The sequence below is a fragment of the Stenotrophomonas sp. STEN031 genome (assembly GCF_056759975.1).
The window spans coordinates 135599-156456 of the sequence record NZ_JBRREA010000001.1 but is presented as its reverse complement, the minus strand read 5'-3'; the positions used below and the strand labels follow the sequence as shown (position 1 = coordinate 156456).

The 20858-nt window shown below is 64.4% G+C and carries 17 protein-coding genes; 16 read left to right on the top strand and 1 reads right to left on the bottom strand.

Translation table 11 applies throughout. The features are described 5' to 3' along the window. Nucleotides 1–150: 150 nt before the first annotated feature. From ACVOLQ_RS00690 to ACVOLQ_RS00675, 4 genes are all read left to right on the top strand, one after another. Nucleotides 151–936, top strand: a complete 786-nt coding sequence (locus tag ACVOLQ_RS00690) for a hypothetical protein (RefSeq protein WP_481526716.1) — start codon at nucleotides 151–153, stop codon at nucleotides 934–936. Nucleotides 937–1282: 346 nt separating this feature from the next. Further along, on the top strand, nucleotides 1283–2419 hold the full coding sequence (gene mltB / locus ACVOLQ_RS00685; RefSeq protein WP_481526715.1) for a lytic murein transglycosylase B: 1137 nt from the start codon (nucleotides 1283–1285) through the stop codon (nucleotides 2417–2419). A 365-nt stretch (nucleotides 2420–2784) separates the two neighbouring features. Further along, nucleotides 2785–3726, top strand: a complete 942-nt coding sequence (locus ACVOLQ_RS00680; protein WP_481526753.1) for a septal ring lytic transglycosylase RlpA family protein — start codon at nucleotides 2785–2787, stop codon at nucleotides 3724–3726. Nucleotides 3727–3819: 93 nt separating this feature from the next. Continuing rightward, nucleotides 3820–5040, top strand: a complete 1221-nt coding sequence (locus ACVOLQ_RS00675; protein ID WP_481526714.1) for a D-alanyl-D-alanine carboxypeptidase family protein — start codon at nucleotides 3820–3822, stop codon at nucleotides 5038–5040. 653 nt (nucleotides 5041–5693) lie between these two features. On the opposite strand, the gene ACVOLQ_RS00670 is transcribed toward ACVOLQ_RS00675, so the two are convergent. Then, nucleotides 5694–6740: a lipid A deacylase LpxR family protein gene (locus ACVOLQ_RS00670; RefSeq protein WP_481526713.1), complete on the bottom strand. Its 1047-nt coding sequence runs from the start codon at nucleotides 6738–6740 to the stop codon at nucleotides 5694–5696. A 786-nt stretch (nucleotides 6741–7526) separates the two neighbouring features. On the opposite strand from ACVOLQ_RS00670, the gene ACVOLQ_RS00665 reads away from it, so the two are divergent. The 12 genes from ACVOLQ_RS00665 (at nucleotide 7527) to folK (ending at nucleotide 20631) form a co-directional block, all read left to right on the top strand. Next, a complete protein-coding gene (locus tag ACVOLQ_RS00665; RefSeq protein ID WP_313173031.1) occupies nucleotides 7527–8504 on the top strand; it encodes a CsgG/HfaB family protein in 978 nt (325 codons plus the stop codon). Nucleotides 8505–8828: 324 nt separating this feature from the next. Next, on the top strand, nucleotides 8829–9107 hold the full coding sequence (locus ACVOLQ_RS00660; RefSeq protein ID WP_313173032.1) for a DUF493 family protein: 279 nt from the start codon (nucleotides 8829–8831) through the stop codon (nucleotides 9105–9107). After that, a complete protein-coding gene (gene lipB / locus ACVOLQ_RS00655) occupies nucleotides 9095–9796 on the top strand; it encodes a lipoyl(octanoyl) transferase LipB (protein WP_481526712.1) in 702 nt (233 codons plus the stop codon). The genes ACVOLQ_RS00660 and lipB overlap by 13 nt, the downstream gene beginning before the upstream one ends. Before the next feature lie 16 nt (nucleotides 9797–9812). Further along, nucleotides 9813–10823: a lipoyl synthase gene (gene lipA / locus ACVOLQ_RS00650; RefSeq protein WP_313495373.1), complete on the top strand. Its 1011-nt coding sequence runs from the start codon at nucleotides 9813–9815 to the stop codon at nucleotides 10821–10823. Between the two features lie 207 nt (nucleotides 10824–11030). Continuing rightward, complete coding sequence (locus tag ACVOLQ_RS00645; RefSeq protein WP_313173035.1) at nucleotides 11031–13202, top strand: carboxy terminal-processing peptidase; 2172 nt, start codon at nucleotides 11031–11033, stop codon at nucleotides 13200–13202. A 130-nt stretch (nucleotides 13203–13332) separates the two neighbouring features. Further along, nucleotides 13333–13881, top strand: a complete 549-nt coding sequence (locus ACVOLQ_RS00640) for a DUF2242 domain-containing protein (protein ID WP_481526711.1) — start codon at nucleotides 13333–13335, stop codon at nucleotides 13879–13881. A 62-nt stretch (nucleotides 13882–13943) separates the two neighbouring features. Next, nucleotides 13944–15230 (top strand): hypothetical protein, encoded by a 1287-nt coding sequence (locus tag ACVOLQ_RS00635; RefSeq protein ID WP_481526752.1) that lies wholly within the window; start codon nucleotides 13944–13946, stop codon nucleotides 15228–15230. Beyond that, nucleotides 15142–16056 (top strand): phosphogluconate dehydrogenase (NAD(+)-dependent, decarboxylating), encoded by a 915-nt coding sequence (gene gnd / locus ACVOLQ_RS00630; RefSeq protein WP_481526710.1) that lies wholly within the window; start codon nucleotides 15142–15144, stop codon nucleotides 16054–16056. Before ACVOLQ_RS00635 ends, gnd begins: the two co-directional genes overlap by 89 nt. Nucleotides 16057–16260: 204 nt before the next feature. Next, nucleotides 16261–18078, top strand: coding sequence for a sensor histidine kinase (locus ACVOLQ_RS00625; RefSeq protein ID WP_481526709.1), 1818 nt, complete (start codon nucleotides 16261–16263; stop codon nucleotides 18076–18078). Continuing rightward, entirely contained in the window at nucleotides 18075–18515 is a 441-nt protein-coding gene (locus ACVOLQ_RS00620; protein WP_313173039.1) for a response regulator, read from the top strand. The genes ACVOLQ_RS00625 and ACVOLQ_RS00620 overlap by 4 nt, the downstream gene beginning before the upstream one ends. A 6-nt stretch (nucleotides 18516–18521) precedes the next feature. After that, complete coding sequence (locus ACVOLQ_RS00615) at nucleotides 18522–20039, top strand: ATP-binding response regulator (protein ID WP_481526708.1); 1518 nt, start codon at nucleotides 18522–18524, stop codon at nucleotides 20037–20039. Nucleotides 20040–20148: 109 nt separating this feature from the next. Further along, a complete protein-coding gene (gene folK, locus ACVOLQ_RS00610; RefSeq protein WP_313495361.1) occupies nucleotides 20149–20631 on the top strand; it encodes a 2-amino-4-hydroxy-6-hydroxymethyldihydropteridine diphosphokinase in 483 nt (160 codons plus the stop codon). Nucleotides 20632–20858 lie beyond the last annotated feature (227 nt).

Here is a 20858-nt window from a genome sequence, read left to right as displayed (position 1 = left end):
GAGCGCGTTTGTATGTTTTCGTGTGTGCCCGAGCGTCATGCGTCGCGGGTATTTTTGAAAGAGCGGGTGCGTGTCCGGATTGCAGCAGGTCGGTCGGAACATCCGCGATGCCGTCGCCGACGTATTGCCTGAAGATTTAAGGATGAATCGATGAAGCAGCTACGCCTATCGCGGAACAGTGCGACCTTCTTTCACAGCAGCCGGGTGCTGCTTTGCCTGATCCTGTTTGGCGCGGTTCTCGTGTCGGGTTGCACATCCGAAGCGGTGGCGGTGGCGGTTTCGTCACCGGAAGAAAAGCCTGCAACGTTGTCATCGATAGCGTCGCCGGACCAGCGGGCAGTTCGCTATCGGCTGACAGGTGTGCCAGTGGACGAGGTAGCACCGCGACGGGTAGGAGAGTTACCCGACATGCTGGTCGGGTCTGGGCCTGAGCGCGCGCGGATCATTAGACACAATCTGGACGTGATAAGGTCTGCTTCCCTTTGGGGCAGGATTTCTGGTTCTGAAGTCAGCCCGGATCGGAAATGGGCTTTGCTCTATATCGGTGAAGCGGGGTATGCAATTGCTTCCGCTGAGTCATTAGCAAAATCATTCGAAGACATCGCCAGGCCACCGAGATTTCCCGATGGTTTCGATGACGCAACCGCGATTTATTGGGTCATTCTCGACGACGATCACTTGATGGGGCAGGCCGACCTTCCTTCGCTGGATCCGGGAGTAGGGATGACCCTTTCGGAAAAGGACTCGCTTCCGCCTCGGGATACGCTGGTTTATATCTACACCCTCTCCAGTGGAAAGACGGCGCGCGCCGAGATTGACGGAACATTGCCGCGCCCTTTCCGCATTTCTGCAGATCCTGAAGGTCGTCTGCGTATTTTGAGTTTTGATGATCTTGAAGAGTTCGGCGCGAAGATCATTCAGATTCCGGAGCCCTGACCCGCAGCGATTGCGGGATTCCCAGCCCGAGGCGTCGGCAGTGGGTGCAGCTGCTTTGTGAAGGACTGCAACGCCATCAGGCCGATTCGCCCGTGGTTGCCACCCATCAGAAGTGGAAGGCACCGGTACGGCACTCGCAAGATCGAACCACCCCGCTGGGCAGTCCGGGCGGGGCGGAGGGCTTGCGTTCCATTTGGGGGCCAATGCCGTGTTTGGGAGAGTTGGCCGCCTGTCTGGCGCATTCACCTTCAAAGGTCCCCAGCAGGCAGGGGCCGAGCGCTTCAATCCTGTTGTGATTCATGGTCTTATTGATGGAAATTCATCTTTGACCTGCTAATCTCGCCCGATGATTAGACGCGCCCTGGTTTGTTGCCTCACCCTCGGCATGGTTGCCTGCGCAACCCAGCCGAAGTCTCCTGCCCCCCTGCCGGCCCCGGCGGAAACGCCGGTCAAGCCCAATGCCGGCCCGGCCGAGGCCGTCCCCGAGGCCCAGGCAAGCCTGCCGCCGGTGGATCTGACCCCGGTGCCGTTTGAAACCGCCCGCGCCAATTTCGTGCGCGATACGGCGGCCAAGTACCGCATCGACCCGGCCTATATCGAAGCTACCCTGGCCCAGGCGCAGATCCGCGAGCCGATCATCGCGGCGATGTCGCGTCCGGCCGAGCGGGTCAAGCCGTGGAACGAATACCGGCCGATGTTCATCACCCAGGCCCGCATCGATGGCGGTCGTGCCTTTCTGGCGCAGCACCGCGATGAGCTGATTCGGGTGCAGGAGCGCACCGGCGTGCCGGCCGAAGTGATCGTCTCCATCATTGGCGTGGAAACCAGCTACGGCCGCAATGCCGGCAACCACCGCGTGCTCGATGCGCTGTACACCCTGGCCTTCAAGTACCCGCGCAGCGGCGACCCGGCCAAGCTCGAGCGCGAGGTGCGCCGCGAACTGTTCTTCCGCGATGAGCTGGCCAAGCTGTTCGAGTTGAGTGCGCTGGAAAAGCTCGACATCACTTCGCTCAAGGGCAGTTACGCCGGTGCGATGGGAATGGGTCAGTTCATGCCGTCCAGCTACCTGGACTTCGCGGTGGACGGCAATGGCGACGGCCGCCGTGACCTGTTCAACAGCTATGACGATGTGTTCTCGTCCATCGCCAATTACTTCGTCAAGAAGGGCGGCTGGATCCGCGGTGGCACCGTTGCGGTACCGGCGACGCTGCAGGCCGGCTTCGAGGAGTTCAATCCCACCGACTGGACCCCGACCTATACCGTTACCGAGCTGGCGGCGCGTGGTTACCAGCCGGTCACGCCGGTGCGCGCGGTCAACGCCAAGGCCACTCCGGTGACCTTGGAAGGCAGCGACGGCAAGCAGTACTGGCTGGGCTTCCAGAACTACTACGCAATCACCCGCTACAACATCTCCAAAATGTACGCGATGGCCGTATTCCAGCTGTCCCAGGCCATCGCCGGCAAGGAGCTTCCCCCGGCATGAACATCAAGTGGCTGGTCCCTGCGTTGATCGTGCTCGGGCTGGCCGCCTGCAGCAGCGCCCCCAAGAAGTCGGCATCCGGTACAGCGGGTGCCAGCTCGGCATCGCGGCCGGCGACGGTGGTGCACGGGCGTGGCAGTGCACGCGGTGAATGCCCTGAGGGCTCACCTTATGCCAAGGCGCAGGAAGACCTGTCCACCCGTGGCAACTACACCGCTGGCGGCCTGTACAAGCCCGGTGTAAGCGACTCCACGCCGAGCTATATACCCAATGTGGACTGCATTCCCGAGCCGGTGGTGACCAACGAGGCGCGCTCGGCGGTCGGCAATCGGTCGCCGTATACGGTGCTGGGCAAGCAGTACCAGATCATGGATCGCGTCGATAACTACGTGGAGCAGGGCACTGCCTCGTACTACGGGCAGAAATTCCACGGGCGCCTCACCTCCAACCGTGAGGTGTACGACATGTACGCCTTCACCGCCGCGCACAAGACCTTGCCGCTGCCGAGTTTTGCGCGGGTGACCAACCTGGACAACGGCGAGTCTGTGATCGTGCGCGTCAATGATCGTGGCCCGTTCCATGAAGGCCGGGTCATTGACCTCAGCTATGCCGCTGCCGTGCGGTTGGGCATCACCCAGCGCGGCACCGGGCGGGTGGAGGTGCATGGCCTGACCCCCGGCAGCGAGAACCTGCAGGCCTCCGGCGACAGCCGTCGTGCCCGTCGTGAGCGTGCTGCTGCGACGGTTGCCGCCGCAGTGCCGGCAACGCGGCCCGCAGCAGCGGCACCCAGCCGCATGGACCAGTTGGTCGAGAAGCTGCCGGCCGCCCCGGCCCGACCGGTTGCCGGCAGCGCCGACCATTTCGAAACCTGGATGAAGGACAACGGGGTGCGTGTCGCCACCGGTCGTCCAGCCACCACCAGCGCGGCCAGCACGGCGGCAGCCCCGGTACGCGTCCAGGCATTGCCGGCATCGTCGGAGCTGCTGCAGTTCACGCCGCCGGCCGGCGGCGCGGTGGCCGCAGCGTCGGTGCCGAAGGCCGCGCCAGTGGCACAGCCTGACCCTGCTTCCCGCGCGCTGGGCGCGATCCTGCTGCAGGTGGCCAGTTTCTCCAGCCGTGACAATGCAGCAAGGGCCTTGGGCCAGCTGACCTCGGCCGGTATCGTCGGGGCCAGCCTCAGTGACATCGTCAGCGGCGGCCGTACCTTGTGGCGCCTGCGCGTGCCGGCCAGCGACAACAACAGCGCCACGGAACTTGCCGGGCGCATTGCCGGTCTTGGATTTGGCCTGCCACAAGTGGTCCGCGATTAACCCCAGCCATACCGGGGTGCCGCCGTCTGGCTGGCGGCGCCCTACAATGACCGCCCGAATTTTTCTTCCTCGTCCATCAGGAACCGTTTTCCGATGAAATTCCGTTTTGCCGCCGCTGCACTGGCCACCACGCTCGCCGTGGGTCTGGCCTCCGCCCAGACACCCACCCCGACGCCGACGCCGACGCCTGCACCGGCCGCCGCTGTCGCTCCGGCACAGGTGGCAACGCCGCCTGCACCGGTTCCGACCACGGCCACGGCATGGGTGCTGATGGATTACGCCACCGGCCAGGTGCTGGCGGGCGAGAACATCCATCAGCCGGTACCGCCGGCCAGCATCACCAAGGTGATGACGTCCTACGTGCTGGCTGCCGAGATGAAGACCGGCAAGATCAAGCCGGACGACCAGGTGATGATGAGCGAGCGCGCCTGGCGCGAAGGCGGCGCAGGCACCGATGGCAGCTACAGCGGTTTCCCGGTCAACCAGACGGCGCGTCTGGAAGACATGGAAAAGGGCATGGCAATCCAGTCCGGCAACGATGCGGCGATCGCGTTGGCCGAACATGCGGCCGGCAGCCAGGAAGCGTTTGCGGCGTTGATGAACAGCTACGCCGCCAAGATCGGCATGAAGGACTCGCACTTCGTCAACGCACACGGCCTGAACGCCGAGGGCCACCAGTCCAGCGCCTACGATCTGGCGCTGCTGGGTCGCGCCTTCGTGCGCGACTACCCGGAGACCTATGCCTACAACAAGATCAAGGAATTCACGGTAGGCAAGATCACCCAGCCGAACCGCAACCTGCTGTTGTGGCGTGACCAGAGCGTGGACGGCATCAAGACCGGCCACACTTCGGCTGCCGGCTACTGCCTGCTGAGCTCGGCCCAGCGCGGTGACCAGCGTCTGGTCGCGGTACTGATGGGCGGCGCGTCGGAGAAGCAGCGTGCCGATGACAGCCTGGCGTTGTTGAACTGGGGTTTCCGTTTCTTCGAAACCCATCGCATGTATGAGCCGGGCAAGGCGGTGACCACGCAGCATGTGTGGAAGGGCGCGGCCGATGAGGTGCAGTTGGGTGTGGCGCAGCCGATGCTGGTGAGCGTGCCGCGTGGCCGTTACAACGATCTGAAGCCGTCGATGGACGTGCCGAAGGAGTTGGTGGCGCCGATCACTGCAGGTCAGCAGATTGGTACGGTCAAGGTGTCGCTGGATGGCAAGGTGGTTGCCGAGGCACCGTTGGTGGCTGTGCAGGCGGTGGAAGAGGGCGGTTTCTTCAAGCGTCTGTGGGATGCCTTCATGATGTGGTGGAAGTCCGAATAAGGGCTCTTACCGGCTGAAAAGCCGAGCGGCGTTGCGGTGTTCTGTCGACTGGAACTGAGTCGATGGGGCGCAGCAACGCCGCTTTTGTTTTGCCGGCGGAGCGCCGCTCAGTCGCCCCTTGGCCAAGTGCAGCTCAGCTCCAGATGCCGTTTTGGCCCCAAGTGCAGCTTTGCTCCCTCCCTTTGCCGCAGGCAAGGGGAGGGTTGGGGAGGGGTAGCTTTCGCAGTTGCAGCTGCAGTCGCGGTTGCTTTGGACTTTGACTTACCGGGCCCCTTCCGCAGCGACGGAGCCAGTGGGAAGAACCCGAAGGGCGACGTGCATGGATGCACGTCGTTTTTCGCCACGACAGGGATGTCTCGTCGAAAAACGACGCACATCCGTGTGCGCCGCCCCGTTCGGGGTCTTGTCTGCCAGCTCCGTCGCTGCGGAAGGGGCCCGGTAAGTCAAAAGCTGAAGAGCGGAAGCCGAAGCAAAAGCCGGAGCGAAAGCGCCCTCACCCCAACCCCTCTCCCGCACGCGGGAGAGGGGCTGGCAATGCGTCGGCTGCTAGTACATTAGCCCCTCTCCCGCGTGCGGGAGAGGGGTTGGGGTGAGGGCGCTTTTTGCCTTGTCGCTTTTACAGCGCGAGTGGCTGCAATTGTTCACCGCTGCAATCAAAGCGTGCGACTGATGGTGAAGCTGCCGAATACCGGGGTCTGTTTCTGACCGTCAAATTCGCGGGTGCGGTGGTAGCGGGCCAGGGCGAATTTCCATTTGCCACGCATCACCGCAACGCCATATCCGATGTCGCCTACCAAGGCCCGCTTGTCCACGCTGTGACTGTTGCGGAAGGTGTTGCCATCCAATGTGATGTCGCGCAGTACCCAACGCGCGTCACTGGTGACGAACAGGTGGCTGGACCAGCCTTCGGCGCGGCCGCGGCGGGTGGGTGCCGTGTTTTCGCCGGCCGGGCGCATCGGTGAACTGCCGAAGTCATCTGGCAACTTCCAGCCAAAACGTACTTCACCGCCAACATTGGCATACGTGGCAAGGTTGCCGATGGCGCCGCCCCAATGGCTGATCGCGTCCCAGCCCCAACCTGCAGCGTTGCCTTCCGCAGGCCAGCGCTGCATGCGCTCATGCAGCAGTTTGAATATCGGCTCGTCGTGCAACTGGTTGTCCCAGCCCATGAATTCTTCATCGCCCAGGACGCTGTGCACCGCGTCCTGTACCTGCTTGCCCTGTGCCGATGGGCCGATCATTCCCAAGGCCAGCTGGGTGGTTCGCAGGTGGTTGCCGTTGCGCGCGTTGTAACCGAAATTGACCATCAACACCGCCGCATACGGGCGGTCATCTTCGATCAAGTCGCTGCGGGTGCTGTCAGTAGGCGTGTACAAGCCCTGGCCGAAGCTGAAGATCATGTTCTGCTGCTGGAACTCACCGGGGTGTAAACGTTCCAGGTGCCGATTCATCCAGCGCGCAAGGCGCGGCAGGCAGGGGTCGTCGGTGTAGTCCTGCAGGTTTGGCGACACCAAGGTGAACATCGCGCCATTGGTGTATCCCTGATCCTGCTGCGCGCCGCCCAGCAGATCATTGTCGACGCGGAAGTTGATTGCAGGCGGGTGATCATCCAGGGCACTTTGCGTGCATTGCTGCGCCGCCCAGGCCGGTGCGATTGCGAGGCTGCCTGTAAACAACAGCATTCGGGCAGCGTTTTTCATGGGGAGGCTCCACGCCAGCAGGATGACATGCAGCTTAGTGGTGCGTTGTTGACCGGCATATCGCTATCGAGCGGACAGATTGTTGTGAGTGTGATGGTGGCTTTTCATGCGCATGTGCGCGCAACAGGTGGCGTTCGTGGACGTTGCCGTGATTCCTGCGCGGTAGCAGCGGTGCAGGTGGCATGTCGGATCGCGACGGCTATTTTCGCTTCTTTCCGCGCCTGCCTTTGGCCGGACTGGCGGGATAGAGGTTTGCTCCGGTGGGACAGTCATCATCCGTCCCCGGAGTTGCGCGCAGGCCGTGATTCGAAAATTGCGGTTCGGTACTGCAGGAGGGTGTTCGATGCGTGTCCGCTGACGCCGCTGGCCATGAGCCGGTCCGGTTCCGGCAGGAGGTTGGCCTGGCGACGCTGATCCGGCTGAGCTCTGGGCATGAGGTGCGGGTCCGGGGGCGGGGATTGTGCCGGCCACCGATGGGACGGTGCGGCGGCCCCGGCGGAGGGGCCGGGCAGGGCAGGCTGTCCTGTGGATCGCCGCCCATCGCCAGTCGCCGGACCTTGTCTGGCGCTCCTGTTGCCCGAAACCGGGGGCGGAGCTGCCGTTTCAGCCCCATAAAGGGAGCCCCCTCACAAAAACGTCATGCATCCTGATGCCCGTCTGGGTTAGGATTCCGGCGGACCGGACCGTGCTCGTCTGCTAGGTAACATCAGGGACAGAGTCTTACCGCAAGGTCTCTAAGCCAAAGGAACGCACCTCGTAAGGTGCAGGTTAATGGGGAAGTATCAGATGCGTAACGTTTTTTCGCCGCTCACCGCAGCGGTCCTCACTCTGGGCATCGCTGCGGCAGTCAGCAGCCAGCCGGCCCATGCCGCGTTCAAGACCAAGGGCACCCAGGCGCAGCAGCAGCGCCAGCAGGCTGCCGCGCAGATTCCGACCTGCCAGCGCCCGATCGGTACGCTGTCGGTGATCGAGCCGGAAGACTCCACCAACTGGTGGACCGGCCAGCAGCTGCCGGCGCCGTCGCGCCTGATCAAGGCCTTCGTCAACCGCTCGCGTTGTTTCACCCTGGTGGACCGTGGCGCCGGTATGGCCGCAGGCCAGTTCGAACGTGAATTGGCGGCCAGCGGCGACCTGCGTGGTCGTTCCAACGTCGGCAAGGGCCAGATCAAGGCCGCCGACTACGTGATGATCCCGGATCTGGTCTCGCAGAACAGCAACGCCGGTGGCAATGCCATTGGCGGCCTGCTGGGTGGCCTGATCGGTGGTCGCGCTGGCGCGATCGTGGGTGGCTTGAACTTCACCAGCAAGACCGCTGACGTGGTGCTGACCGTGACCGACGTGCGTTCGTCGGAGCAGGTGGCCATTTCCGAAGGCTCGGCGCGCAAGAGCGACATGGGCTTTGGCGCCGGCGGCGGCCTGTTCGGTGGTAGCGGCCTGGGTGCGGCCGGCGTTGGTGGTTATGCCAACACTGAGATCGGCCAGGTGATCACCATGGCCTACCTGCAGGCCTATACCGACATCATCGCCCAGCTGGGTGGTCTGCCGGAGAACGCTTCTGCCGCCAATGCGCAGCAGGCAGTGACGGTCACCCGTGCCGGTCGCCTGCTGGCGAATGCGCGCGGTACCGGTGCGCCGGTACGCACCCTGGAAGCCGGGATGATGCTGTACCCGACCGGCACCAAGGAAGGCGTGATGTGGGAAGTCGAGGATGAACTGGGCAACCGTGGCTGGGTGTCGTCCACCCTGCTGCAGCTGTCCAAGTAAGCCTGGGTTTATCCCGCAGAAGGGCCGCGCAAGCGGCCCTTCTGGTTTCTGGGCGGGGCTGTGGTGCCGGGCCATGCTCGGCAGGGGCCTCCCCGACAACGCGCCTTGCAGGAGCGGCGTCAGCCGCGAAGCTGGCCATCTGCATCAATGGCAATGCCCGCAACCTGAACATCCTTGAGCTTCGCGGCTGACGCCGCTCCCACAGCGAGCGATGCCGGGAAGGCCCCTTGCCGAGCATGGCTCGGCACTACAGGTGGCCGGCATGGAAGGCTGCAATCCGGCTGTGGCCTTGGGTTTGTAGGCGTTCGCCCCGATAATGGCGGCATGGAAATCAAGTCCGACAACCCTGAACACGGCTTCCAGTTCCCCGGTACGTTTGAGCTCAGCGCCATGGGCGCGGCCAATATCGGTCTGGAGACGGAGCTGCCCAAATTGCTGCAAAGCGCCGGTATCGAGGTGCTGGAAGAGCGCATCAGCTGGAAAGCGTCCTCCAACGGCAAGTACGTCTCGGTGCGTATCGCCTTCAAGGCCGACAGCCGCGAACAGTACGACGCCGCCCACACGGCGATGCGTGAGCATCCGGAAGTGAAGTGGACGCTGTAACCGCCTGTGCGGCAGAAACGCAGTGCAAGACGCTGCGGCCCGCATTGCTGCGTGATCTGGGCCGGCAGGGCTATGAGCCGGTCTGGCACGCCATGCAGCAGTTCACCGATGCCCGTACCGATGCCAGCACCGACGAGGTGTGGGTAGTCGAGCACGATCCGGTGTTCACCCTGGGCCAGGCCGGCAAGGACGAGCATGTGCTGGCGCCGGGCGACATCCCGGTGCTGCACGTGGACCGCGGCGGCCAGGTGACCTATCACGGTCCGGGCCAGATCGTGGTCTACCCGCTGCTGGACCTGCGCCGGCTCGGCATCGGTGTGCGCGATTACGTGTGCCGCATCGAGCAGGCCATCATCGATACGTTGGATGAGTGGAACATCGGTGCCGAGCGCATGGACGGCGCGCCCGGTGTCTACGTGGGCGGCGCCAAGATCGCCGCGCTCGGCATCCGCGTGCGCCGCGGCTGCAGTTTCCACGGGCTGGCGTTCAATGTGTCGCTGGACCTGGAGCCCTTCCACCGCATCAACCCCTGCGGCTACGCCGGGATGCAGGTGACCTCGGTGCTAGACTTGGGCGGTCCTTCGGGCATCGAAGCGGTCAAGTCGGTGCTGCTGTCCTATCTGGCCCAGCAGTTCGGCCTGGCTTTGCAGCCGACGCCCGAACTGCCCGATCTGACTACGCGGCTCTGAGACCGCTGATAACGCCATGACTGAATCCACCACGCGCTCCATTCCCCTGCAGGTCGTGCAGGGCGACATCCCGTCCGCGCCGTTGCAGGCCGGTGTCAAACAGCTTGGCGGCGACAAGATCAACCGCTCGCCGGTGCAGTTCGCCGACGCGCCGGTGCTGCGCAAGCCTTCCTGGATCCGCGTGCGCATTCCCTCGGGCAATGCCGTGGCCAACCTCAAGGCCAAGTTGCGCGAGAACCGTCTGGTGACGGTGTGTGAAGAAGCCAGTTGCCCGAACATCCACGAATGCTTCGGCCATGGCACCGCCACCTTCATGATCCTGGGCGAGGTCTGCACCCGCCGCTGCTCGTTCTGCGACGTGGCCCACGGCCGGCCCAAGCCGCCGGACGCCAATGAGCCCGCCAGCCTGGGACAGACCGTGGCCGACATGGGCCTGAAATACGTGGTGGTGACCAGCGTCGACCGTGATGACCTGCGCGACGGCGGTGCCCAGCACTTCGTCGACTGCATCACTGCCATCCGCGAGAAGTCGCCGGGCACCCGCATCGAGGTGCTGACCCCGGACTTCCGTGGCAAGGGCCGCATGGAGCGCGCGCTGGAAATCCTCGCGCAGAACCCGCCGGACGTGTTCAACCACAACATCGAGACTGTGCCGGACCTGTACCGCAACGTACGCCCGGGCGCGGACTACCAGTGGTCGCTGACCCTGCTGAAGAACTTCAAGGCACAGCACCCGAACGTGCCGACCAAGTCCGGCATCATGCTCGGCCTGGGCGAAACCTTCGAGCAGGTGCAGGCAACCTTGCGTGACCTGCGCGCGCACGACGTGGAAATGGTGACCATCGGCCAGTACCTGCAGCCGACTGCCCACCACCACCCGGTGCTGCGTTACTGGACGCCGGAGGAGTACAAGGCGTTCGAGGATTACGGCTACGAACTGGGCTTCACCCATGTTGCCTCCGGCCCGATGGTGCGTTCGTCCTACCATGCCGACCAGCAGGCGGCCGGTGCCGGCGTCGCTGTCTGAACCAGTCCCCAGCATCCTGCTGCGGCCCGTTGCCGCAGCCGGGATCGCGTCGATTCGAGTGGTGCCACCGCAGCGATTCACAAACTGCTACGGGGCGGCAGCTACTCTGGAGCCAAGCAAGGTGACAAGTGCCGAAACTTTCGGCACTGTCGGCGTGTCGAACTTGCCCGCAGTCTCCCCACAACATTCGGTGCCACGAGTATTTTGATGAACTACCGAGTTCCCGTTTTCCTGCTGGCCCTCGCGCTGACCGCTCCCGCCGCCTTGCTGGCGCGCGCCGATACGGCCTTGCCCTCGGCAGCGACCATCGACCAGGCCACCACCTCCAAGCTGGTCTACGGCTTGTTGTCGGACAGCCGTTACGCCTACCGCCCGCGCCAGCTGGATGCGGCGACCTCGCAGGACGTGTTCAAGCGTTACCTGGAGTCCTTGGACAGCGGCAAGCAGTTCTTCACCAAGGAGGACGTGGATCGCTTCGCGCCGTTGGCGGCTCGGACCGGTGACGCCATCCGTTCCGGCGAGCTGGATCCGGCCTACCAGGTGTTCGCGGTGTACCGCCAGCGGGTGGGCGAGCGCGTGGCCTATGCCCGTCGCCTGCTGCGGCAGGAGCCTGATTTCACTGTTGAAGAGCGCTTCAACTACGACCGCAAGGACGTGCCGTGGGCAACCAACGCCGAGTTGGACGAGCTGTGGCGCAAGTCGGTCAAGAACGACTGGCTGCGGCTGAAGCTGGCCGGCAAGCCGGCCGCTGACATCCGCAAGACCCTGGACAAGCGTTACGACACCCTGCTCAAGACCATCAATGAGCTCAAGGGCGATGACGTGTTCTCGTTCTACATGAACGCCTACACCAGCGCCGTCGACCCGCACACCGACTATTTCACCCCGCGCACGGCCGAGAACTTCAACCAGGCCATGTCGCTGTCGCTGGAGGGCATTGGTGCCCAGCTGCAGCGCCAGGACGACATGGTGGTGATCCGTGAGGTGGTGCCGGGTGGTCCGGTGGCGATGGACGGCACGCTCAAGGCCGGTGACCGCATCGTCGGTGTCGGCCAGGGCCGTTCCGGCCCGATCGAAGACGTGATCGGCTGGCGCATTGACGATGTGGTCGGCAAGATCCGCGGTGCCAAGGATACCCAGGTGCGCCTGGAATACATCCCGGCCGCCGAGGGTGTGGACGGCAAGCACCGCATGCTGACCCTGACCCGGCAGAAGATCCGTCTGTCCGAGCAGGCCGCCAAGGGCGAGACCATGACCATCCCGGGCACTGCCGGCCAGCAGGAGCGCCGCATCGGTGTGGTCAAGCTGCCGACCTTCTACCAGGACTTCGAAGGCCGTCGCCGCAATGCCGCCGACTATGCCTCCGCTACCCGCGATGTCGCCAAGCTGCTGGCCGGTTTCAAGGCCGACAAGCTGGACGGCGTGGTGCTGGACCTGCGCAACAACGGCGGTGGTTCGCTGGACGAAGCCATCGAGTTGACCGGTCTGTTCATCGAGCAGGGTCCGGTGGTGCAGGTGCGTGAATCCGGCGGCCGCGTCACCGTCAACAACGACCGCAACCCGGCCGTGGCCTGGGACGGCCCGCTGGCGGTGCTGATCAACCGTGGCTCGGCCTCGGCCTCGGAGATTTTTGCCGGTGCCATCCAGGACTACGGTCGTGGACTGGTGATCGGTGAAACCACCTTCGGCAAGGGCACCGTGCAGAACGTGGTGCCGCTGGACCGTTGGCCGGCCAGCGAGAAGGAACGCTTTGGCCAGGTCAAGCTGACCATCGCCCAGTTCTTCCGCGTCAGCGGCTCCAGCACCCAGCACAAGGGCGTGGTGCCGGACCTGGCCTTCCCGGCCAGCGTCGATGCCAGCGAGTTTGGTGAAAGCACCTACGACAACGCGCTGCCGTGGACCCGCATCGCTGCCGTGCCGCATACCCAGTACGGTAACTTCGCTCCGATCGTGCCGCGCCTGGAAACCCAGCACGACACCCGCATCCGCGCCGACCGCGAGTTCCAGTGGTGGGAAGAGGACGTGCAGCAGTTCCGCACCGAGGCCGCCAAGAAGTACGTCTCCCTCAACGAGGCCGAACGCCGCGCCGAACGTGACAAGCAGGAAGCGCAGCGCAAGCAGCGCCAGCAGATCCGCAAGGACCTTGGCCTGCCGCTGGATCCGTTGGCCGAGGACAGCAATGACGACGGCTTGACCGGCAACGAGCGTGACATCGTCAAGGATGCGGCGCGTGAGAAGGCCGCCGAAAAGCGCCCTGATCCGCTGTTGAAGGAGTCGGCCTCGATCCTGGCCGATGCCGTGAACCTGCTGGAGAAGGACCGCCCGCTGTCGGCGCAGGTGCTGCCGCAGTCCACCGGCCCGGGCCGCTGGGCCGACTGAACGCCGCAAAACGCTGCGCACAGCCTGGCTGAGCGCAGCGACAATGGTTTCCGCACGCATTCAACGCCGTCAACGTAGCGCTACGTTGGCGGCGTTATGCTGTGGATCTACGCTGACTGTGGAGGTGCCCATGCGCCGACATCTGCTGCATGCGCTGGCCGCTGTGAGCGTGCTGCTCACCGCCTGCGGAAGCAAAGCCGTCAACAGCACCTTGCTGCGCGAATCCTTCGATTCGGGCGATACCTATACACGCAGCGTCGATGCGGCACCGGCGCAGGCCTGCGAGGCCGCGCGACGCGCGCTGCTCGGCCAGGGCTTTGCGATCACCCGTGCCGACGCGAGCAATGTGGAAGGCAACAAGAACTTCCAGCCCAAGGACGAGGTGCATGAGCAACTGGTGCTGCGGGTGTCCTGCGCGGCGCAGGGCGTGGACAAGGCACAGGTGTTCGTCAGCGCGGTGCAGGACCGGTACGCGTTGAAGAAATCGCCGACTTCGGCCAGCGTCGGCGTCGGCGCGTTGGGCTCGGTGTCGCTGCCGTTCGGCAGCAACGACGACTCGCTGGTGCGGGTTGCCAGCAGCACCGTGCAGGACGCGCAGTTCTACCGCAATTTCTTCGGTCGCCTGCAGTACTACGTGGAGCAGGCGGCACAGCCGGTTCCGACGGAACCGGCACGATGAGGTTCGGCTGGCGCGCGAAGCAGCGGGCTGGCCGATGGACCTTGTTGCTGTGCGCGCTGGCGATGCCGTTGCTGGCTGAGGCGGGCTGCCATATGGCCTTGCTGGAGCAGCTGGGCTGGCAACTTGGGGCGAGCGGGAAGCCCACGCCGCAGATCACCGGCGGTGATCCATGCCGGCGCGCTTCGCTGGCCGACGCACAGGCGCAGGGTGATCTGCGCTTGCAGGTGCCGAGCGGCTACAGCGCCGCACAACGTGAACAGCTGGCCGAGCAGGTATTGCAGCAGCAGGCGAGCATCTGCGCCTACGCCTTCCAGCTGGGGGATGCGGCGCGTACCGCCAGTTCGCGCTTGCAGGACAACCCGGGTTATCGCTTCACGGCGCTGCAACTGGGCTGGATCGGGTTTGGCGTACGCGGTGCCCGTGCACAGGGTTGGCAACGCTTTCGCAGTTTTGGTCGTGGCTATGCGCCGCAGGCACGCAATTCCGTGGCGCTGGAGGCATTCTATTCCGGCCGGGTACGTTCCGAGTGCGGGGTGGGGCGGCAGGTGGCGCAGCTGGCGACGTTCCGTGAGTTGTTCGGTGATGCCGCCTTCGATACTGCGTTCAGTTCCGGCGAACTGTCGATCGGCACCTTTCTGAGCCTGCATGACACCCAGAGCATCCTGCTGGGCAGCAGCGCAGGTGAATTGTTCGGTGACGGCAAGGCGGTGCGCACCTCCGCGTTGGGCCGGCAGGCGTTCATGGGCGCGCCGGGCTATATCGTGCATGCTTTCGATGCCACCTATCTGGATGACATCAACAACCAGGCCGAGAATTTCGTCATCACCGATGTCAGTGCCGCGGCCGCCGGGGCCTTGGCGCGGCATGGCGGCTTTGTCCATTACGATGCACTCAACAAATGGTTGTGGGAGCTGGCCCAGCAGTTGCCAGGCAGCGGCTGGCGGCGCTTCGAGCGGCTGCTGTACGAGCGCGACGGCGCCTTGCGCGCGGCGCTGCCGGAGGCACAGCGGGATGTGCTGGCACAGATGGATGCCGTACTGGCCGACCCGGTGTACCGCGAGCTGATGCTGTACGTGCACCGTCAGGGCGTGCGCCCACTTGGATATCACGTGGCGCGCCTGCTGGACCGCAATCCGCGTACGCCGTTTGTCATCGAACTGGTGCTGCACAATCTGCACACCACCATCTACCAACGCTGGCTGCAGGCCCGTCTGCGGGCCTGCGCAGCAGGATATCCACTACCGTCGGAGGAGCTTCAGCATGGAATTGGGAATGATCGGCCTGGGTCGCATGGGCGCCAACATGGCACAGCGTCTGCAGCGTGCGGGGATTGCGGTTACCGGCTTTGATCCCGGTGAGCAGGCGCGTGCGCAGGTGGCCGGGCACGGTATCGCTACCGTGGATGGCCTGCAGGCGTTGGTGCAGGCGCTGCCAGCGCCACGTGTCTTGTGGTTGATGGTGCCGTCCATGGTGGTGGATGCCACGCTCGACGCGTTGTTGCCGCTGTTGTCGGCCGGCGACGTGGTGATCGACGGCGGCAACTCCTGGTACAAGGCGTCCCTGCAACGTGCCGCCCGCAGCGCCGAGGCCGGGGTCGCGTTCGTGGATTGCGGCACCAGCGGCGGTGTGTGGGGGCTGCAGGAGGGTTACTGCCTGATGATCGGCGGTGAGGCCGAGGCGGTGGCGCGCCTGTCGCCCGTGTTCAAGGCGCTGGCGCCTGCCGCAGACCGCGGCTGGGCCCATGTGGGGCCGGTCGGCGCCGGACACTTCAGCAAGATGGTCCACAACGGCATCGAGTACGGAATGATGCAGGCCTACGCCGAAGGCTTCGCGTTGATGGAGAAGAAGGCCGAGTTCGGGCTGGACCTGGCCCAGTTGGCCGAAGTCTGGCGACATGGCAGCGTGGTGCGTTCCTGGCTGCTGGACCTCAGTGCCAACGCGTTGCAGGCCAATCCGGCATTGGACGGGATCGCGCCGTATGTTGAGGACTCCGGCGAAGGCCGCTGGACCGTGGCCGAGGCCATCGATCTGGATGTGCCTGCGCCGGTGATCACCTTGTCGCTGCTGGAACGGCTGCGCTCGCGCCAGGAAAATTCGTTCAGCGACCGCATGCTGGCAGCGATGCGCAATGAGTTTGGTGGGCACGCGATCAAGCCAGCGGGCGAGGCCGGCTGAGGCTTTTCCACTCGCGTGCCTGGCGATATCTGCAGGTCCGGTTGAGGGGGAGTGCACGGGTACACGTATTCGTGCAATCCTTGGCTGACAGTCAGCGATGCTGTCGTGCTGGTCACGCTGCCATCAACTGATCCCGGATCGACACCGTCGATGAATCCCGGGCCGTCGCGACACGCGCCGGTCCGTCAGCACGCAGGGGAAGGAATGGCGACACGATTGAGCGATGATGGCTGGAGCCGCTGGCGCCTGTTCGGGTTGGGGCTGGCCGCGTTGTTGATCATCGTGGTGCCGGCCTTGACCCTGCAACGGTTGGCGGCCGACAGCGTGAATGCGTCCAACTGGGTCGTGCATACCCAGGCGGTGGGCGCGCGCCTGTACAACCTGCAGGCGGATATCCGTGACGTCGAATCGGCGGCGCTGACCTTGTCCAAGGGCATCGATTCGCCGGCACTGCAGGAGCGCCTGCAGACAGCCGACCGCATCGGCGTCAACCTGACCGAACTGGCGCAACTGGTCAGCGACAGCCCGGAACAGCTGGTGCGCATCGGCAAGATGGACTCGATGCTGGAGCGGCGCATGGCGCTGGCCAGGGAAATCGCCGCCAGCACCGATTCACCCCGACAGCGTGAGCTGATCGAGGAAATGACTTTCCAATACCCGATCCGGCAACTGGTGCAGGAGCTGCAGGATCACGAGGACGCGCTGCTGGTGAAGCGCGCAGCCAAGGCGAGGGACCAGCAACAGCTTGCGTCGATGGTGACCTGGACCGCACTGGCGGTGCAATTGCTGCTGTTGGGGCTGGTGCTGTGGCTGTTGCAGCGGCAGATCGGTGGCCGTGCCGATGTCGAGCTTCGCCTCAGCAAGGCCAGTGCGCGCGCAAGCGCAGTGCTGCAGACCGTGCGTGAACCCATCGTGCTGCTCGACGACAAGCTGCGGGTGGTACTGCACAACACCGCATTCACCGAGCTGTACGGTGTCGACGATGCCGATATCAGCCTGCGCCAGCTGCAGGACATAGGCGAGGGTGCATGGGAAGACCCGCTGGTCCGCCAGCGCCTGGCCGATGTACTGCTGCGTGGGCGCGAGCTGTGGGATTTCGAACACCAGCAACGCAGCGTGGATGGCATGCAACGGACGATGTTGATCAACGCACGGCGCATGGCCTTGCCGGACGCTGAAGATGACGTGGTGTTGATGACGATCAGTGATGTCACCGTGCAGCGTGCGGTGCAGCAGCACGTGGAGGAGCTGAACCGCCAGCTCGAAGGCAAAGTAGAGCAGATGGCCGACGTCAACCGTGAGCTGGAAGCGTTCAGTTACTCCGTGTCGCATGACCTGCGTGCGCCGCTGCGGCATGTAGCCGGCTTCTCCGACAAGCTGGCACGTCATCTGGGCGAGACGATAGACAGCAAGACCCAGCACTACCTCGAGGTGATCAGCAGTTCGGCGCAGCTGATGGCGGCCTTGATCGATGATCTGCTGGTCTATTCGCGGTTGGGCCGCGGGGCAATGCGCCTGCAGCGCGTGGACATGCAGTCGTTGGTGGCCGATACCCGCGCGCTGCTCGATTCCAACCTGAAGAACGAAGCCGGGGCGGACGGCAAGCTACGCGAGGTGGAGTGGCAGATCGGCAGGCTGCCGGTGTTGGTCGGCGATGAGAACATGCTGCGTCAGGTCTGGTTGAACCTGCTCGGCAACGCCGTCAAGTACACCGCCGGTCGCGACAAGGCGGTGATCGAAGTCAGCGCCAGGCAGCTGCCGGATGGCAGCCACCAGTTCAGCATCACCGACAATGGCGCCGGTTTTGACATGCAATACGCTTCCAAGTTGTTCGGTGTGTTCCAGCGCCTGCACAAGGCCTCGGAGTACCCCGGCACCGGCATTGGCCTGGCCAGCGTACGCCGGGTATTGACCCGTCACGGCGGCCGCATCTGGGCCGACGCACAGGTCGATAAAGGCGCCACCTTCACCTTCGTTCTTCCCCAGGCAACCGAAACATCCAACAAGGACACCGTGGAATGAGTCCCCTGCGTACCATCCTGATTGCCGAAGACAGCCAAGCCGACGCCGAAATGGCGATCGACGCGCTGCGCGATGCCTCCCTGGCCAACCCCATCGTGCATGTCGAGGACGGGGTCGAGGCCATGGACTTCCTGCTCCGGCGCGGCGCCTTCGCCCAGCGCGAGGAGGGCTTGCCGGCCGTGTTGCTGCTGGATATCAAGATGCCGCGCATGGATGGACTTGAGGTGCTGCGGCTGATCCGCGCAGACGAGGAACTCAAGCGCCTGCCGGTGGTGATCCTGTCTTCTTCGCGCGAAGAAAGCGACCTGGCCCGCAGCTGGGATATGGGGGTCAACGCCTACGTGGTGAAGCCGGTGGATGTCGACCAGTTCTTCCAGGCGGTGCGTACCATCGGCACCTTCTGGGCGGTGATCAACCAGGCACCGGAGCACGAGTAAACACAGATGCCGAACAAGGGAGCGCCATTGGGGCTGCTGCGGATCCTGCTGGTGGAGGATTCGCCGGAGGATGCCGAACTGGTCATCGACCAGTTGCTCGAGGCTGGCCTGGAGCTGGAGTTCGAGCGTGTCGACAACGAGCCGGCAATGCGCGCTGCCTTGGCGCAAGGCGTACCGGATGTCGTGCTGTCCGACCTGAGCATGCCGGGCTTCTCCGGCTACCAGGCATTGCAGATCCTGCGTGAGTTGCACCCCCGGGCACCTTTCATCTTCGTCTCCGGCACGATGGGTGAGGAAACTGCGGTGGAGGCGCTGCAGCACGGCGCCAATGACTACATCATCAAGCACCAGCCGGCGCGGCTGCCCTCGGCGGTGGCACGTCTGGTGCGCGAGACCCGCAGTGAGCTGGAACGGCTGCGGGTGGAAGATGAGTTGATGCGTGCACAACGGCTGGAGAGCCTGGCCCTGCTCGCCGCAGGACTCAGCCATGACCTGCGCAACATCCTGCAACCGCTGCTGATCATCCCCGACCTGATCCGCGACCGCAGCGATGATCCCAAGGTCATCCGCCTGGCCGATGTCATTGCCGAATGCGGGCGCCGTGGCCACGAGATGGTCGAGTCGATGCTGTCCTTCGTGCGCGGCTCACGCCAGCCCAGCGAACGGATCGTACTGCAGCGCCTGTTCCAGGCGGTGGGCATGCTGCTGAAGAGCAGCCTCCCGCGCAATGCCGAGCTGCACCTTGAAGTCTCCGACGACCGCATGGCGGTTGAAGCCAATTACACCGAGCTGCAGCAGGTGTTGCTGAATCTCGCGCTCAACGCCATCCAGGCGATGCCTGACGGTGGACGCCTGAGGCTGGTCGCCGAGCGCGTTGTCGGCGAAACCGACAAGGTGCGCATCCGTGTCAGTGATGATGGCATCGGCATGGATGCAGCGACGGTACAACGCCTGTTCACGCCCTTCTTCACCACCAAGGCAGATGGCACCGGCTTGGGGCTGGTGTCCTGCCATCGCATCGTCGAGAGCATAGGCGGGCAGATCCAGGTGCAGAGTCAGCTTGGCGAAGGCACGACCTTCGAACTGCTGTTGCCGATGTGCGAAAGCACCGCCAGCGAAGATGCCGAACCACTGGAACGAACCCGGGTCGGCCATGGTGAGCGCCTGCTGGTGGTGGATGACGAGGCCACACGTCTGTCGCTGCTGGGCAATGCGCTGTCCAGCCAGGGTTATCGCATGCGTCTGGCCAGCGATGGCGCGGTGGCGATGCGGCATCTTCAGGAGGCTGGCCTGCCGGACGTGGTGCTGGTGGACAGCGGGATTCCGCTGCTTTCGGCGGGTCAGTTGCTGGCGGAGATGCAGGCGATGGGGTATCGCGGCCCGGCGATCGTGCTGGAGGATGCCAACGCGCCGGCGTTCGCCGATGGCCAGGCGCCTTCGGGTATCAGCGTGCATGTGCTGCCCAAGCCCTTGGAGATGCAGCGGGTATTCCGTGCGGTAGCAGACGCATTGGGCGTGGGCTGAAGCATATGCGGGCTGGCGATGGCTGGCCTATCATGTGCGCCCCCTCCCTACGATGCGGTGCTCAAGCTCGTCCATCGTGGCGCGTGCGGGCCTGCAGGCAAACCAACTCATGACCACCGTGCTCCTCAGCCTGGGCAGCAACCTGCAACCGCAGCACTACCTGCAAGCGGCTGTTGCCGTATTGCGCGAACGTTTTGGCGCGATCAGCGTCTCCCCGGCCTACCGCACCCCGGCCGTGGGATTCGACGGACCCGACTTCCTCAACAACGCAGTGATGCTGGACACCGACCTGCCGCTGGGCGAGTTGGATGATTGGTTGCACGCGGTGGAGGACGCGCACGGCCGCGATCGTTCCGGACCGCGTTTCAGTGACCGGACCCTGGATATCGATGTGGTCTATTACGGCGACCTGGTGGTGGAAGGCCCGGGGCATCTGCGCATCCCGCGCCCGGAGTTGAAGCATGCCTTCGTACTCAAGCCGCTGGCCGACATCGCCCCGGATTTCATCGACCCGGTGCGCGGGCTGAGCCTGCAGCAGATGTGGCAGCAGCACCCGCAGCATGGGCAGGCGTTCGATACGGTGGAGCTATAACGCTGTACCTGTAGTGCCGAGCCATGCTCGGCATTGGTTTTGGCGGTAATGCCCCTGCCGAGCATGGCTCGGCACTACGCTTGTCTCCCTCCCTTTGCCGCAGGCAAGGGGAGGGCTGGGGAGGGGTGGCCTTTCGCTGGTAAAGCCCCCTGCCGAGCATGGCTCGGCACTACGGGAGTCTTGGGCGGCCAAGGGCTCTTGAGCCCCTCTCCCGCTTGCGGGAGAGG